The sequence below is a fragment of the Arthrobacter sp. Z5-13 genome (assembly GCF_056499105.1).
Genome location: NZ_CP096460.1, coordinates 4,179,921 through 4,195,924 on the forward strand (window position 1 = coordinate 4,179,921; position 16,004 = coordinate 4,195,924).

Sequence of the window (16,004 nt, forward strand, 5' to 3'; positions counted from 1 at the left end):
GGATTCACATCTCATTCCGTTGTTTCCCCGTTCATCAGGAGTTCACCGGGCGGGCGTACGTTCTGCCGGTGAATGTATTCGATCTGTCCAGCCATGGCTTCAGCGTGCTCGACGATGATGATGATGACCCGGTCCTGGTCAGTCCTGACGGCGCCCCCATTGACACCTGGCGGGAAGGATACCCGTACGCGGACCGGATGACGCGAGAGCAGTACGAGATGGAGAAGCGGTTACTTCAGATCGAGCTGCTGAAGCTGCAGAAGTGGATAAAGGCCACGGGCCGTCGCCTTGTGGTGGTTTTTGAAGGGCGGGATGCCGCCGGTAAAGGCGGCACCATCAAGCGTTTCACCGAGCATCTGAACCCCCGCGGGGCGCATGTTGTGGCGTTGGAGAAGCCCAGTGAACGTGAGCAGTCACAGTGGTACTTCCAGCGCTATGTTGCCCACCTGCCTGCTGCAGGGGAGATCATCATGTTTGACCGCTCTTGGTACAACCGGGCAGGGGTGGAGCGGGTCATGGGATTTTGTACCGACCACCAATACCAGGGGTTCCTCCGGCAGGCTCCGGCATTCGAGCAGGTTCTGACCAACGACGGTATCGACGTCGTAAAGTTCTGGTTTTCCGTGTCCCGGACCGAGCAACTGACACGGTTCACCATCCGCCAGGTGGACCCGGTCCGGCAATGGAAGCTCTCCCCCATGGATCTGGCCTCACTGGATAAATGGGATTCCTACACGGCGGCCAAAGAGACCATGTTCCGAGCCACGGACACGGATTGGGCACCCTGGACGGTGGTCAAGAGCAACGACAAGAAACGCGCCCGGCTGGAGGCCATGCGCCATGTGCTGCACATGTTTGATTATGAGGACAAGGACACCGAACTTGTCGCCGCGCCGGACAGCCTGATTGTTGGCCCCGCTTCAAGGATCTTCGAGGACGGTGAAAGTCCCGGTGGAAGTTAAGCCTGTGGTTGCCACGTCTGTGGCAGGCACGAACGGGTCCTTTCAGACCCACAGCCCTCAGCTGACGGGGGCACTAAAGGCCTCCGCCCCGCGCACGCTCGTAGAGATTTTTGAAGATACCGTGGCGGCGTATCCCGACTCATCCGCCCTGGACGATGGCCGTGCCTGCCTCAGTTACACCGAGCTGCTGGCAGAGGTCAGGGCCTATGCCCGCCAGCTCCACCGCTCCGGCATTGGCGCGGGGCACAGGGTTGGTGTGCGGATTCCCTCCGGGACGAATGAACTGTACGTGGCGATCCTTGCTGTCCTGTCTGTCGGAGCAGCGTACGTCCCGGTGGACGCCGATGACCCTGAGGAGCGTGCCAGGCTCGTTTTTGCCGAAGCAGGAGTCTCCGCCGTACTGGGTGCCGGCGGCATCCAGGACGCCTCCGCCGTCGTCGAGGGCTTTCTGCCGGAGCCGCGTACTGCCGCCCCTGATGACGACGCGTGGATCATTTTTACGTCGGGTTCAACGGGAACGCCCAAAGGTGTGGCGGTGACACACCGCTCGGCGGCGGCATTCGTCGACGCCGAGGCACGCCTCTTCCTGCAGGAGGAGCCGCTTGGTCCTGCCGACAGGGTACTGGCAGGCCTCTCCGTCGCCTTTGACGCATCGTGCGAGGAGATGTGGCTGGCATGGCGGCACGGGGCATGCCTGGTTCCGGCTCCTCGCGCCCTGGTAAGGACAGGAATGGACCTTGGTCCGTGGCTGGTTACCAAGGGCATTACTGCCGTCTCCACCGTGCCGACGCTGGCCGCACTCTGGCCCGTTGAGACACTTGACGCCGTCCGGCTGCTGATCTTCGGCGGCGAAGCATGTCCGCCGGAGCTGGCGGCCCGCCTGGCAGTCCAGGACCGTCAGGTGTGGAACACATACGGACCGACCGAGGCGACGGTAGTAGCCTGCGCGGCATTGATGGATGGATCCGTCCCGGTCAGAATAGGCCTTCCGCTGGATGGCTGGGACCTCGCCGTGGTGGACTCGGAAGGCATTCCGGTGGCTGAGGGCGATATCGGAGAACTGATCATCGGCGGAGTAGGACTGGCCCGGTATCTGGATCCGCTTAAAGACGCCGAAAAGTTCGCAGCCATGGAAAGCCTGGGATGGGACCGCGCCTACCGCAGCGGCGACCTTGTGCGCTATGAACGTGAGGGGCTTCTGTTCATGGGCCGGGCCGATGAACAGGTCAAGCTCGGTGGCCGACGCATCGAACTGGGGGAAGTTGATTCCGCCCTGCAGGCCCTGCCCGGAATCCACGGCGCAGCTGCCGCAGTGAAAACCACCGGCGCAGGACACCAGGTCCTGGTCGGATACCTTGCCCCGGCGCCAGGCGTCGAACCCGACCTTGCCGCCCTTCGTGAGGTGCTGACCCTGAGCCTTCCAGCCGCGCTGGTTCCCATGCTCGCCGTCGTCGGCTCCCTCCCCGTAAAGACCAGCGGCAAGGTGGACCGGGCCGCCCTGCCGTGGCCGCTCAAATCCCTGCCCGAGGAAGCATCTGCCGCCGCAGTGACCATGGATCCGGTTGCAACCTGGATCGCCGAGCAGTGGGCTGCGGTCCTCGGCGGGACGCCCGAAGGCCTGGAGGCGGACTTTTTCGCCCATGGCGGAGGAAGTCTGGCAGCCGCTCAGCTGGTATCCGCGCTGCGTACCAGATATCCGACCATCACTGTCGCCGATATCTATTCCCGGCCCCGTCTGGGAGCCCTGGTGGAACTGGCGCTGGCATCGGGCGACGGCGGCGCTCCAGTTCCGCCCCGTGAACGCACCGTCAGGCCCACCGCCCGCAAATCCCAGGTCTTTCAGGTGCTCATCAGTGCGCCCCTGCATGTTCTGGTGGGTATGCGGTGGCTGACCTATCTCATGGCCGGGAACAACGTCCTGTCCATGCTTGGTGTTCTTACCGCTGCCACCACCGTTTCCTGGTGGTGGGTGTTGGCTTCCTGGGCGGTTTTCGTCAGTCCTTTGGGGCGCATGACAATCGCTGCGGCTTCCGCCAGGATCCTTCTGCGGGGAGTGGTCCCGGGCGCCTATCCGCGATCGGGGAAAGTGCACTTGAGGCTGTGGCTGGCAGAGCAGATCGCTGACCTCGCTGGTGCCGTCAGTCTCGCCGGCGCCCCCTGGATTCCCTACTATGCCAGGGCTCTGGGCGCGAAGATCGGCCCGAACGTGGACCTCCATTCAGTGCCTCCGGTCACCGGGATGCTCTACCTCGGTCCGGAGTCCTCGATTGAACCTGAAGTGGATCTCTCCGGCTGGTGGATCGACGGTGACCTGGTCCATATAGGGCGCATCCATGTAGGCCGCGGTGCGACGGTCGGTTCCCGCAGCACTCTGATGCCGGGTGCCCGGGTGGGGGCCGGAGCCGAGGTCTCCCCAGGTTCAGCGGTTCTGGGGAAGGTCCGCGCCAACCAGCACTACGCCGGATCACCGGCCGTAAGAATAGGTAAGGCCCGCCGGGACGTTCCCGCGGATCCGGCACCAGGCAAAGGAACCAGGATTTGGTTTCCCGCCTACGCTGCCGGCTCGGCCCTGCTCGCTGGGATCCCGTTTTGCTCGGTGTTGGCAGCGGCTTCCGTGGTGGCCTGGGCGGTTCACGGCCAGGGTTCCCTCGTCCAGGCCTGGCCGGTTGTGCTTGGAGCTGTGCCAGTGGCGGCCGCAGTGTGGTTCATCGCCAACCTCCTGCTCACTGCCGGCGTGGTGCGCATCCTGGGGATCGGCTTGACGGAAGGCCATTACCGGGTCCGCAGCCTGACAGGATGGCGGATCTGGGCCACCGAGCGGGTGCTGGACGCAGCCCGGGACCTGCTGTTTCCGATTTACGCAAGCCTGTTCACTCCAATGTGGTTGAGAATGCTCGGTGCCAAGGTAGGACGGAACGTCGAAGCCTCCACAGTGCTGCTCCTACCTTCAATGACAACAGTCGGCGACGGCGCCTTTCTTGCCGATGACACGATGATCGCCTCGTACGAACTCGGCGGGGGCTGGATGAAGGTGGCTCCCGCAAAGATTGGCAAGCGCGCGTTCCTGGGGAACTCCGGTATGACCGGCCCGGGTCGCAGCGTGCCTAAGAATTCCCTCGTCGCAGTACTCTCGGCTACACCGGCCAAGGCCAAGTCAGGCACGTCCTGGCTCGGCAGCCCTCCCGTAAGGCTCAGGAGGTCCAAACTCGACGCCGACCAAACCCTGACGTTTGATCCCCCGCTGCGGCTGAAAATATTCCGTGCATGCTGGGAGCTCTGCCGGGCGATTCCCGTGATCCTGACTGTAGGCATCGCCGCTGGGGTCCTGGTGGCCCTGGACCTTCTGGCCGGCAGCGCAGGAGGGTACGCCGCTGCGGCACTTTTGGGTGGAGTAATCGTCATTGCGGCTGGAGCTGTGGCAGCGGCCGCTTCAGTCGCGGCCAAATGGACCCTTGTGGGCCGCATCGAGGCCAGCGAACATCCGTTGTGGAGTTCTTTCATCTGGCGCAACGAGGTAGTGGACACTTTTGTGGAGATGGTGACCGCACCCTGGTTCGCCCGGTCCGCAACAGGCAGTCCTGCCCTTGTTTGGTGGCTCCGCGCCCTGGGCGCTCGCATTGGCTCCGGCAGCTGGTGCGAAAGCTACTGGCTGCCCGAAGCCGATCTTGTCACCCTGGGTGAAAACTCCACGGTCAACCGCGGCTGCGTGATCCAGACGCACCTGTTCCACGACCGCGTCATGAGCATGGCAGCGGTGACTCTGGAGGACGGGGCCACCATAGGCCCCCACGGCGTGATCCTGCCGGCAGCACGCATCGGTGCCGGAGGCACTGTGGGCCCTGCGTCCCTCGTGATGCGCGGGGAAACCGTCCCTGCAGGCAGCTACTGGATCGGGAACCCTGTCAGCCCCTGGTCCGTGGGGCCCGGCGGGCCGGGCCAAGTTACGATGATCGGGTGAACCGACCTTTAGCTTCCCCTGAACTGGGCCGGACACTCCTCCCGGATCCTCTGCCTGACCCCTATACGCCCGGTCACGGTTCCTCGGACTTCAACGTTTCCCGGTATGAGCTGCACCTTGACTACCGTGTGGCCACGAACCGTCTCGAAGCCCACGTAACAGTTTCCGCGACCGCAAGCACGCGGCTGACGTCCATCATGCTGAACCTTTCAGGGCTGCGCGTTATGAAGGTCAGGGTGGACGGCCAGCGGCCCGCACGATTCATCCAGCGCGAGGGCCGCGTTGTCATCACCCCCGCCGGCCCGATCCCTGAAGGATCCGAATTCGGCGTTGACATCCGCTACGAAGGACGGCCCGGCCCCCTGAGGGGAAACTGGGGCGACGTCGGGTGGGAGGAACTGACCGACGGCGTCCTCGTCGCCGGTCAGCCCACGGGAGCACCGTCCTGGTTCCCATGCAATGACCATCCGAGTCGCAAAGCCAGCTTCGGTTTCACCGTCACCACCGAGGCGAACTACCAGGTGGTGTGCAACGGGACCCTGGTTTCCAGGCATGCGAAGGCCAGCCGCGAGACCTGGGTCTATGAACAATCAGAGCCCATGGCAACTTACTTGGCGACCGTACAGATCGGCCGCTACGAGATCGTGCCCCTGGCGAGCGCCCACTCTGATGTGCCTGGCCCCGGCGACCAGGACAAACCGGCCACAGGAAGCAGAGTCCCGCAGCTCGTAGCGGCGCCGGCGGTCCTGATGGGACGTGCGCAGGCAACGCTGGCCCGGCAGGACCAGATGATGACCACTTTTGAAAGCTGCTTCGGACCGTACCCCTTTCACTCGTATACCGTCGTCGTCCCGGACGACGAACTGGAAATTCCCCTTGAGGCGCAGTCACTGTCAATCATCGGCCGCAACCATCTGGACCAGCGGTGGGAATCACAGCGGCTGATTGCCCATGAACTGGCGCATCAGTGGTTCGGGAATTCTGTTACGGCTTCCTCCTGGAAGGACATCTGGCTCCACGAGGGTTTTGCCTGCTACGCAGAATGGTTGTGGTCAGAGGCTTCCGGCCAAGGAACGGCAGCATCACGGGCAGAGGCTGCCCGGCAGGGTCTCGCAGCCAAGCCGCAGGACCTGATGATCGGAGACCCCGGTCCGGAACTGATGTTCGATGACCGGGTTTACAAGCGAGGCGCTTTGGCCCTCCATGGCCTCAGGACGGCCATGGGCGACCCGCTCTTCTTCGGGTTTCTCAGGGCCTGGACAGAACGAAACCGCTTCGGGTCAGTGACAACCGGTGATCTCATTCGGCTGGCACAAGAAGTGTGCGCAGGTGTCCAGGGCCTTGACGCCCAGAGCATCCTTCACCCTTGGCTCTACCAGGCAAGCCTGCCTAAACGCTAAAGCGCGGGGGAACCACTCAGAACCGCTCATCAAGAGTTGCCAGGGCTGCGACCGTTCCGGAGGGGAGCCCAAACTGCTCGGGTTCCAGGTCAACCAACGCTGCCCCCTCCAGCATGTCCCCGGTTACATCACACGATGCCGGCTCCCGTTCCAGTCCTTCGCCGATGGCCTTGAGGAAGGCTTCCTTCCGGGCCCAAAGCCGTGCCCGCTGACGAAGCCCCTCGGCTGTTGTCTCCGATGAGAGGCCGCTGCGCTCCCGCTGCGTCAGGACAAGGTAGTCAAAGCCCGGGAATGCCGTCCTGCTGATCTGTTCCGCATCGATCCCAACTCCGCGAACGCCATCACCGCCAATGACGCCGGCCAGGAGGACCCATCCGCTGGTCCGGCTCAAACTCAGCAAAGGACCCGGGCTCCCATTTTTGAGGACGTAACCCGGCCGGCCATGATCCCCTTTTCCTCCGCCGCAACGAGGGCATTGGAAGTCTGCCACCAAAGTCTCCGGCGGAGCGCCCGCCAACTCAGCGGCGAACAATCGCAAGGCCAACCTCCCGGCCAGGAAGTCCGAGGCATCAGACGGGTTCACGAAACGAATGGCGCGCCGATGTTCCGAGTCGTCGAGCATCTTCAAGTCCGAAGCACCGGGCGCCAGCAGAGCTAACGCTCTGACTGCAACCCCTCCTAGCTCCGTATCGCGCACATTAGCCATTGTAAGGATCGGCAACCCTCGACTGGCTTGGAGCGGCTGATTCCTGGAACAACTCAGACGGGCATGGCTGGATACCTTGACCACGTCAGACGGGCACCGTTTGTAACAGTTTGAGCGAATGCGTCTCTGGGAGGACTTCTGTGAGCCCCCTCCTCGCTACTATCAAGTGGATGGGGGACATCTTTTTCACCGCTCTGCGCTGGGCGATTTCATGGTCCTGTTGCGGCAGCCGGTTCCCTGCAACGTAAGTCAAACGGGAACTGCTGCAGCTTCCTGACTCTCCGGGCCACCAGGGACTTCCGGGCTGAAATATGAAAGAGCAGATTGAGATGACACAGACAACCGCCGAAACGCCTTCCTTTGCGGTCCCGCGGGACGCTGATGAGTCAGAGGCCCGTCGGATGGGTCTGGCCCAGTTTCTCCGGGCTCGCCGTGAGCAACTCAGGCCGCAGGATGTCGGCTTGCCTACCAGTTCCCGACGCCGTACCCCAGGACTGCGCAGGGAAGAAGTGGCTGTCCTGGCCAATGTTGGAGTCACCTGGTACACATGGCTTGAGCAGGGGCGGGACATTGGAGTGTCTTCAGTAGTGGTAGATGCGATCGGCCAGGCGCTGAAACTCGAAGACGGAGACCTGGAACACCTTTACGAGCTCGCTGGCAAGCAACAGCCCGTCCGCCGCTCGGCAGCAGCAGAGATCCGCGGCGCCATGGACCGCATGCTCGCCGGATTTACCCAATCGCCGGCCTACGCCGTGGACCGGTACTGGAACGTAGTGGCCACCAACCCGATATCCGAGTACGTCTTTGGCATCAGAGTGGGCTCGAACTGCCTCGAAGAGTTCTTTACAAAAGCAGAGGTGGCAGCCCGCTATCCCCACCGCGAGCTGGCCGGCCGCATGATGGCCGCCCAATTCCGGCGGCAGGCAGCTATGTACGCAGGAGATGCAACTTTCGACATACTGGCGGACAAGATAGCCGGGGTATCACCGGAATTTAAGCAGTACTGGGACACCCATGTGGTGGGAGTGGAACCCCATGTGGACGTTGTGTTCGACCATAACCAGCTTGGCCGGCTCACCCTCGAATCCGTAGTCCTCAACCCTGTTGGGGGAGATGACCTGCGGGTGCTGCTCTACCTGCCCAAACCCGGCTCCGGCACCGCCGAAGCCCTCGCCCGCGCCAGCTGAGGGGGATGCATTTCGGTGACGTTGTTTTCGGGCGCGTCGCGACCCTGCACGGGGAACGGACCTGGCTGCCGATCCACTAAGGGTGGTGGATTCGGTACCACCATAAGCGGACTCTGGATGGAGGCTGGCCGGCCCCGCAGGCTGGAGACATGTCAACGACTACTCCATCCCCGCCGCTGGCCCTTTCAGCCCGCCAGCGGCTCGTGCTCACACTTCTTCTCGGCGCCCAGTTCATGTTCGCCCTCGATTTCTCGATTGTCACCGTGGCTTTGCCCGCCATGGGCAGGGACCTTGGCATCGCCGACAGCGATCTGCAATGGATCATCACATTGTTCGCCCTCTCGGCTGCCGGGCTCGTCCTGCTCATGGGTCGCATCGGCGACTACTACGGCCGCAAAAAGATGTTTCTCATCGGAATGTTCATTCTGACCGTCGCGTCGGCGGTGGGAGGACTTGCCACCGATCCATCTGTCCTCTTTGGGGCCCGCATTGGCCAGGGCCTGGCAACTGCCATCACCATGCCCGCTGCCCTCTCCCTCCTGACCACATCCTTTGAAGAGGGCCCGCTGCGGAACAAGGCGCTTGGCTTGAACGGTGCGCTGCTTTCCCTGGGCTTCGCCGTTGGTGCAGTCCTGGGAGGGGTTCTGACCGATCTGTTCGGATGGCGCTTCACCTTCTTCATCAATGTCCCGATGGGTGTCATCATCCTGGCGCTGGCTACCTTCGTCATCAAAGACCTCTCGGCACGGGTTCAGCAGAAACTGGACGTGCCGGGCGCAATCACCCTCACACTTGGCCTGTTGGCGCTTGTCCTGGGCGTCACCGCTGTTGAACGCGAAGGATGGGGCTCCCCCACTACCCTCGGCCTGCTGGGCGCCGCCCTTATAGCCTTCATCGTGTTCTGGAATGTCGAAGCCCGTTCGTCACACCCCTTGGCAGCCGTCACAATCCTCAAGCGGCCCTCTGTCTCTTTGGGAAACCTCGGAGGACTTATCACCTTCGCAATGGAAAGCGGGAAGGTCTTCCTCCTGACCATCTATCTGCAGCGGGTGCTGGAGACCTCTGCTCTCGCCACAGGCCTCGCCTTTGGCGTACTCGGCGCCGGCGCGTTCACTGGCGGATTGGTTGCTGCCAGCGTCATCAACCGGATCGGCGCCAAATCGACTTTGGTCCTTGGACTCGCCCTGCAGGGAATCTCCACGCTTAGTTTCCTCCTGCTTGGAATGGACATGGGTGTCGGCTTTACCCACATTTTGATCGCAACCGCGATCGGCGGCTTCGGGCATGTGCTCGTGATCGTTGCCTACACAGTTGCCGTTACCTCCGGCCTGCCTGACTCCGAACAAGGTCTGGCGACGGGCCTTGCCGGTCAGACCCAGCAGGTAGCCTTCACCATCGGTACACCCATCGTCAGTGCCATTGCTTTGGCTTTCACCACAGGCAATTACGTTGATCCAGCCTCCGCAGAGGCTGTCCTTGGCGGTGTCCACTTCGGATTGTTAGTCAACGCCGTCGTCGTCCTTGCTGCAGCCGGCATCATCATGGCCTTCCTCCCCACAAAGAAGGAAGCGGCGGCCGAACGCGAGCTCGTCCCTGCCGAATCCTTCTAAGCCGCTAAGCCACACAGAGAGTGTTTCCAATGAGCCTCGCTTAGGAGGAAAGGATCTCTGCCGCGCTTGCCCACCTTGATGCCAGAGCCTTGGTTTAGCTGAGACAAGGCGAGAGGCCGGTGAGCAGTTACGCTGCGCCCCGGCCTCTCGATCTTCTGCCGCTACCTCACTTCAAGGGACCGTCGATTACGGGGTCACCCGAAATTGCTGGCAGGTGTTGTTCAAGTTGGACCACTGGTTTATGCGCGTTCCGTTGGCCAGGCCGCAGCCAGCCAGGTCAAGCACCTTCCCGCTGTGCGCAGCGACGAAGTTGATGGTGCCGTCCTGGCGGTGATCGATGCGCCAACGGGTTCCGTTTTCTGTGCAGGCAGTCTGGGCCACGCCAGCTCCATCGGCCGTGCTGGACGCTGAGACACCCAGGCAGAGGCTCGGCGCGGACTGGGGGTGGATCTGGACGTATCCGCTTGCTGCCGACGAGAAGCTCCACCGCTGGCAAGCGGTCCCGGACCACTCCCATTGCTGCAGCGACGCTCCGCTTGCCGTGGAGCAACCGGGAATATCGAACGACTTACCGCTCGCCGCGGACACGATCCCTACGTTGCCGACCGGCCTTAGTGCCCACTGCTGGCAGGCGTTGCCCAGGGAGGTCCACAGCTGGACCTTGGATCCGGACGCGACGGAGCAGCCCGTGGCGTCAAGGACCTTCCCGCTGTTGCGGTTTGTCAGTGACGAGTAGCCGTCTGCGGCGGGAGCGGGCCGCCACTCCTGGCAGGCGTTGGCCAGCCAGGACCATTGCCGTACCTGGGTTCCGTTGGCAGTGCCGCAGTTTGCAGCATCGAGGGATTTATTACTGGCAGCGCCCACCAGCCGGTAGTAACCATCCGCCGTCGAATCCAGCTTCCAACTGCTTGCAGGAGTGCCAGTACAGGCCGTCTGCACCAGACCGGCACCGTCGGCACCGGAACCGCCGCTGACGGTGGCGCACAGGCCACTGTTGCGGTTGACGAGCTCATATGCGGCGCCGTTCACCGGCGTCGTGATGGGTCCTCTTTCACCGCTGGGTACGTTGACTTCGGTTGAGGTGGAAACCGGCTGCCCCAGCAGGGGGCTTCCGCCGGCACTCCAGGAAACGGGCTGCGCCCGCGTTGAGCGCGTCTTTCCGCAGCCGTCTCCTGATGAATCGTTGCCGTGGTAGGCGTTCCACACCTGCGTACCGTCAGGAGAGGTGAAGAAGTCGTTGTGGCCTGGCCCGAAAACGCCGTTGGCCTTGCTGAAAATGGGATCGGCTCCCTTGGTCCAGGAGGCTGAAAGGACGGGGTCTCCGCCGTTATACGTGAGCATGCCCAGTTTGTAGTCGGGGGTCCAGCAGCCGCTGGCTGAGTAGACGATGAAGGTCTTTCCGTCGCGCTGCAACGGGATGGGGCCCTCGTTGACTGCGCCTCCTTCGGTCTCCCAGCTCAAGGTTGGTTGGGACAGGATTTGCGCAGGCCCGGACACCGTCCAAGGGTTGGACATGCGCGCGATGTAGTTGCTTTGGCGGCCGTCCGGAGCGGGGGCAAATTGCGACCAGACGGCGAACAGCTCGCCATTCAGCTGCAGGTACGCCCCGTCGATGTTCCAGGCTGTGGTAGGGACTGGCTGACCTTTATAGGAGTAGGGTCCCAGCGGGTCATCGCCTGAGCTTTCGAGCACGTGCAGGTGCTGGTTATCGAAGTTCCCGGGCGTGCCCATGGTGTACATCAGGTACCAGCGCCAGCCGTTGGGCCCCTGCAGCCTCTGCAGCTCCGGCGCCCACATGTTCGATGACCGGCCTGTGGCCGTATCGGAATAGACGACGACGGGTGCGGCCGTTTTGAGGTTGGCCAGAGTTGGCGCCTTCCGCATGGTCACGACGCCGGACCAAGTGGTGGCTGCGGCGTAGTAGTTCCCGTTGTAGTACTCAACGGTGGGATCGGCCTCGGTGAAGAGCGCGTTGGTAAAGGTGGGTTCGCCCACGCTTTGCGCTGGCGGTGTGAAGGGAAGGGCCGCAAGGCCAAGAACGAGGGCAGTGGCTGCGGAGGCAGCCGCGAGCCTGAACAGTCTCTTCATGGCCATCAGGATGTGGCCCTGACTGCGATAAAGGAGGGTGCCAACTGAACCAGCTGTGTACCCGGCGGAAAGTACGTTGAATAAAGCGCTGAACCGGACATCCTCGTCCTGCTTCCTCTTAGACCGTGACATGGAATTGTGAGCGTTAACAACGCCGCGCTCCATCATCTACGGTGCCGCAGTTCCCGTCAAGGGCTTGTCTGCTCAGAGGGATACCAGTACATCAGCTGCGCAAACGGCCTGGGGATGGCGGACGGTCCAGGGTCACCCTTTTTCAGATGTCCCCGGACCGTATGCGCGTCATGCCATCTCGTGCTTATGCTCTGGCTCGCGGAGCTTGGGAGCCGAGGGACGGATCAGGCCAGGCGGGCGAGCGCCTCGGTCAGCGGAACCGTGGGGCGCCCCGTCAGCCGGGACAGGTCACCTGTGGTGGAGGACAATTCGCCGTCGCGGATGTTTCCGTCCAGTGCCACAAGGAAGCCGGCCGTCTGTTCATCCAGGCCTGCACCCGTGAGGACGGCCAGGTGTTCGGCGGGATCCACTGCCTCGTAGGCCACCTCACGGCCCAGGACACTGCTGAATGCCTCGGCAAGCTCTTCGAAATCCCAGGCGACATCCCCATTCAACTCGTAAACCGCATTGTGGTGGCCGTCAGTGGTGAGAACGGTGGCCGCGGCACTGGCGAAGTCCGAGCGGGCCGCGCTGGCTACCTTTCCCTTGCCTGCACTAGCCACAAGCTTTCCGGTATGGCGGGCCTGCTCCAAGGCAGGCGCATAGTTCTCTGTGTACCAGCCATTGCGAAGGATCGTGTACGGAACACCGGACGCGATGATGGCTTCTTCTGTGGCCTTGTGCTCGGGCGCCAGCACCAGGGTTGTGGTGTCAGCCTTGGGTGCACTGGTGTAGACGAGCTGGTCGACGCCGGCCTTCCGGGCCGCCTTAATCACGTTTACGTGCTGCTCCACGCGCCTTCCCAGCTCGCTGCCAGAGACCAGCAGGACCCTGTCGCCGGTCTGGAAAACTGCGTCGAGTGAATCCGTATCATCAAAGTCGATCCGGGCTGTTCGCACTCCTTTGGCCGCATACAGGTCCGTCAGTTTTTCCTGGTTCCGGCCTGCGGCCAGGAGCTCCTCGGGAGCAATCCCCAGATCAAGCAGGCTGTCAATAACGAGTTTTCCGAGTTGTCCGGTCGCGCCGGTGATAACGATTGACATGTTCGTCTTCCTTCAGATGGGGGATTTTATTCAAGCGATCCAACCGCTCGATCACTTCTGACAACCGCTGGTATTTCCGGTACATTCCAAAACGCCTGTACGCACTTTTTGGTAAGCTCCTTTTATGCCCCCGAACCTGTTACGCAATGCCCTAGCCGCCCCCGGCACCGCCAGCGTCATTGAAGGCTTTGCGGACAACGTCTTTGCAGAGCAGTGCCCCTCAAGGACTCTGCTGACCCACGTCACCAACAAATGGGGAACGTTGGTCATCCTGGCGCTGTCAGAGGGTACCCTCCGGTGGAGCGAGCTTTCGCGCATGGTGGGTGGAATCAGCGAAAAAATGCTTGCGCAGACGCTTCGCACTCTCGAAGCCGACGGCGTCATCCGCCGCGATGCCCGCCCTGTGGTGCCGCCATTCGTGGAGTACAGCCTGACCGATAGCGGCACCGAACTCAGCCGCCTCTTGATTCCGCTGGTCCAATGGGTGGCTGTACACGCATCTGAGAATGCCCCGAAACAAGCTTCCTAACGCCAACCGCAAAGGTCTTAGGAAAACTGCGTGTCGCCAAATGGCCAAATGCTGCAGCAAATGGAGCAGCATAACGCGGGGCGTCAAGCCCGGTGCAACTGAAGCCCCATTCCCTCTAGGGTCGAATGATGAACGATTCCCGATTTACCACCGAACTGGACAGCCACGGACGGCTCCTGCGGGACCGCGAAGTGTGGCGCCAAGCCACAACTCTCGCCGCCGCAGGGGAGCTCACTGCCCGATGGCTTGAGGGCAACAGCCACTATCAGGCCGGAACATTTTCACCACAAATGGATGAAGAAACCCGGTCAATAGCTGCCGGACTGGCTGAGCTGAACCGGAGCGGATTCTTCAGCAAGGAATCCCAGCCGGGCCTCCTGCTGGATAACGGGCAGGCCCAGCGGCAGTACGTGACTGGCTTTTGCTCCCCGGAAGTGGCACGGCGCCTGCTCCAGCTTTCGACGCAGACAGAACTCATCGCCGTCGTCCATTCCCCCGGCGAGATGAGCCGCTCTTCCATCCCCGTCACCGTCATCGACGGCGAAGTGGTCACAGTCCTGGGCACCAGCGAAAGCCCCATCGAGGCCGGACAGATCCGGGACTGGGCCGAGGAAAGCAATGACGCACTGGCACTTCTGTTGGCTGAATCCTGGTACGTCGAATTGCTCGACCCGGTGTGGGGCCGGAACGATCAACTGCTCCCCGCGGTACTGGAAACAGTGAAAGAGTCAGCCAACAGTTTTTGACGGAATGAGTCCTTTGATGAACCTCCGGGACCTTCAGTGAACGTCCACGACTCCGGGTGAACCTCCAAGACCTGCACCTTTGTCACCGGCCTGCGGCCCTACGTAATCTCGATCCAACACCCAGCCGCATGACCGAAGGAACACCATGTCTACCCCTCAGAATGACCCCGGATCCACCCGAATCTCCGCTGGTGAGCCACGCACACCCAAACGCTCGCTTCGTTTCAAAATCGGCGTCGCCGTCGGACTGCTTGCCCTGGTGGGTGCAGGCGCCGCCGTCGCCACGACAGGAGCCGGAGCCGGTAAACCCCAGCCGGCCGCAAGCTCTGTGGGCTCAGGGCCCGCAGCGGAGCTGCGACTCGGCTACTTTGGCAACATCACCCACGCTCCCGCGCTGGTGGGGGTCAACCAAGGCTTCATCCAGGAGAACCTTGGCACTACCAAGCTCAGCACCCAGGTGTTCAATGCCGGCCCTGCTGCAGTGGAAGCGCTCAATGCCGGCGCCATCGATGCGACTTACATCGGACCCAACCCGGCCATCAACTCCTTTGTGAAGAGCCAGGGTGAATCGATCAGCATCATCGCCGGTGCGGCCTCCGGCGGAGCCCAGCTGGTGGTCAAGCCGGATATCAAGTCCCCGGCCGATCTGAAGGGCAAAACGCTTGCGTCGCCGCAACTGGGTGGAACGCAGGATGTGGCGCTGCGTTCGTGGCTTGCAAAGCAGGGCTTCAAGACCAATCCAGACGGCGGCGGGGACGTAGCCATCAACCCCACCGAAAATGCCCAGACTCTGAAGCTCTTCCTCGACGGAAAACTCGACGGCGCGTGGTTGCCGGAACCCTGGGCGTCACGTTTGGTGCTCGACGCCGGAGCAAAGGTTTTGGTTGATGAAAAGGACCTTTGGGACGGCTCGCTGTCCGCTAAGCCGGGTGAATTCCCCACAACGATCCTGATCGTGAACAAGAAGTTTGCTGCCGAGCATCCTGAAACTGTCGAGGCGCTCCTCAAGGGCCATGTGCAGTCGGTGAAGTGGCTCAACGACACCCCCGCGGCCGAAAAGGCTACGAAGCTGAATGCGGCGCTTGAAAAAGTGGCAGGGAAGGCTCTGCCCCAGAACGTTATTGACCGGTCCCTTCAGAACATCGACTTCACTGTGGACCCCCTGGCCGGGACTTACAAGAAGCTGCTCCAGGACGGTGTGGAGGCAGGCACCACCAAGCAGGCTGACATCAATGGAATCTTTGATCTCACCACTCTGAACAGCGTCACAGGAGAAAAGACGTCAGCCGCAGGTCTCGGCAAGGAGTAGCCTCGACGCGTTAGCGCCCCGAAGCACGTCCCGGACGGCAATAAGGCAGATCCCGGCGGGATGAACTGCTCCCCGAAGGTTGGACATGTGATTGTGTGAGTTCCACTCCAGCGGCCGGCGACGGCTCTTCTAAGAAGTCCCCGTCCCAAAAAAATGGGACGGGGACTTCTGTCGTCTTTAAGGGCGCCTGTGAAGGTCTTCTTCCGGCGGTGACCGACCTGACGTACAGCTAGTCGTCGGACTGTGAACGCTGCGGAATGACGATGACGCGATAGGCTCACGCTATGAAGCCTCG

At 62.2% G+C, this 16,004-nt stretch carries 11 protein-coding genes; 8 read left to right on the forward strand and 3 right to left on the reverse strand.

The window, feature by feature from the left end:
- The first annotated feature begins 68 nt into the window (after positions 1 to 68).
- The 3 genes from ppk2 to M1E02_RS19475 are packed head-to-tail and all read left to right on the forward strand — an operon-like array spanning position 69 to position 6,320.
- Positions 69 to 962 (forward strand): polyphosphate kinase 2, encoded by an 894-nt coding sequence (gene ppk2, locus M1E02_RS19465; RefSeq protein WP_479375819.1) that lies wholly within the window; start codon positions 69 to 71, stop codon positions 960 to 962.
- Positions 952 to 4,920 carry a Pls/PosA family non-ribosomal peptide synthetase gene (locus tag M1E02_RS19470; protein WP_479375820.1) on the forward strand — a complete coding sequence of 1,323 codons (3,969 nt, stop codon included), beginning with the start codon at positions 952 to 954 and terminating at the stop codon, positions 4,918 to 4,920. Before ppk2 ends, M1E02_RS19470 begins: the two co-directional genes overlap by 11 nt.
- Positions 4,917 to 6,320 (forward strand): M1 family metallopeptidase, encoded by a 1,404-nt coding sequence (locus M1E02_RS19475; protein WP_479375821.1) that lies wholly within the window; start codon positions 4,917 to 4,919, stop codon positions 6,318 to 6,320. The genes M1E02_RS19470 and M1E02_RS19475 overlap by 4 nt, the downstream gene beginning before the upstream one ends.
- Positions 6,321 to 6,336: 16 nt before the next feature.
- On the opposite strand, the gene M1E02_RS19480 is transcribed toward M1E02_RS19475, so the two are convergent.
- The gene (locus M1E02_RS19480) at positions 6,337 to 7,017 is read right to left on the reverse strand and encodes a 4'-phosphopantetheinyl transferase family protein (protein ID WP_479375822.1); all 681 of its coding nucleotides are present in this window, start codon (positions 7,015 to 7,017) and stop codon (positions 6,337 to 6,339) included.
- A gap of 338 nt (positions 7,018 to 7,355) precedes the next feature.
- On the opposite strand from M1E02_RS19480, the gene M1E02_RS19485 reads away from it, so the two are divergent.
- Together M1E02_RS19485 and M1E02_RS19490 are read left to right on the forward strand one after the other, a co-directional pair.
- A complete protein-coding gene (locus tag M1E02_RS19485) occupies positions 7,356 to 8,213 on the forward strand; it encodes a helix-turn-helix transcriptional regulator (RefSeq protein ID WP_479375823.1) in 858 nt (285 codons plus the stop codon).
- Positions 8,214 to 8,362: 149 nt separating this feature from the next.
- On the forward strand, positions 8,363 to 9,823 hold the full coding sequence (locus M1E02_RS19490) for an MFS transporter (RefSeq protein WP_479375824.1): 1,461 nt from the start codon (positions 8,363 to 8,365) through the stop codon (positions 9,821 to 9,823).
- 186 nt (positions 9,824 to 10,009) lie between these two features.
- Here the strand turns inward: M1E02_RS19490 and M1E02_RS19495 are convergent, their stop codons facing one another.
- Both M1E02_RS19495 and M1E02_RS19500 read right to left on the reverse strand, forming a co-directional pair.
- Positions 10,010 to 11,911 carry an RICIN domain-containing protein gene (locus M1E02_RS19495; RefSeq protein ID WP_479375825.1) on the reverse strand — a complete coding sequence of 634 codons (1,902 nt, stop codon included), beginning with the start codon at positions 11,909 to 11,911 and terminating at the stop codon, positions 10,010 to 10,012.
- Between the two features lie 356 nt (positions 11,912 to 12,267).
- Positions 12,268 to 13,125 carry an SDR family oxidoreductase gene (locus M1E02_RS19500; protein ID WP_479375826.1) on the reverse strand — a complete coding sequence of 286 codons (858 nt, stop codon included), beginning with the start codon at positions 13,123 to 13,125 and terminating at the stop codon, positions 12,268 to 12,270.
- 124 nt (positions 13,126 to 13,249) lie between these two features.
- Here M1E02_RS19500 and M1E02_RS19505 point away from each other — a divergent pair, with 124 nt between their 5' ends.
- From M1E02_RS19505 to M1E02_RS19515, 3 genes are all read left to right on the forward strand, one after another.
- Positions 13,250 to 13,654, forward strand: a complete 405-nt coding sequence (locus M1E02_RS19505) for a winged helix-turn-helix transcriptional regulator (RefSeq protein ID WP_479375827.1) — start codon at positions 13,250 to 13,252, stop codon at positions 13,652 to 13,654.
- A gap of 128 nt (positions 13,655 to 13,782) precedes the next feature.
- Entirely contained in the window at positions 13,783 to 14,400 is a 618-nt protein-coding gene (locus M1E02_RS19510) for a DUF6919 domain-containing protein (RefSeq protein WP_479378226.1), read from the forward strand.
- A gap of 145 nt (positions 14,401 to 14,545) precedes the next feature.
- Positions 14,546 to 15,709, forward strand: a complete 1,164-nt coding sequence (locus tag M1E02_RS19515) for an ABC transporter substrate-binding protein (protein WP_479375828.1) — start codon at positions 14,546 to 14,548, stop codon at positions 15,707 to 15,709.
- The last annotated feature ends 295 nt before the right edge of the window (positions 15,710 to 16,004 follow it).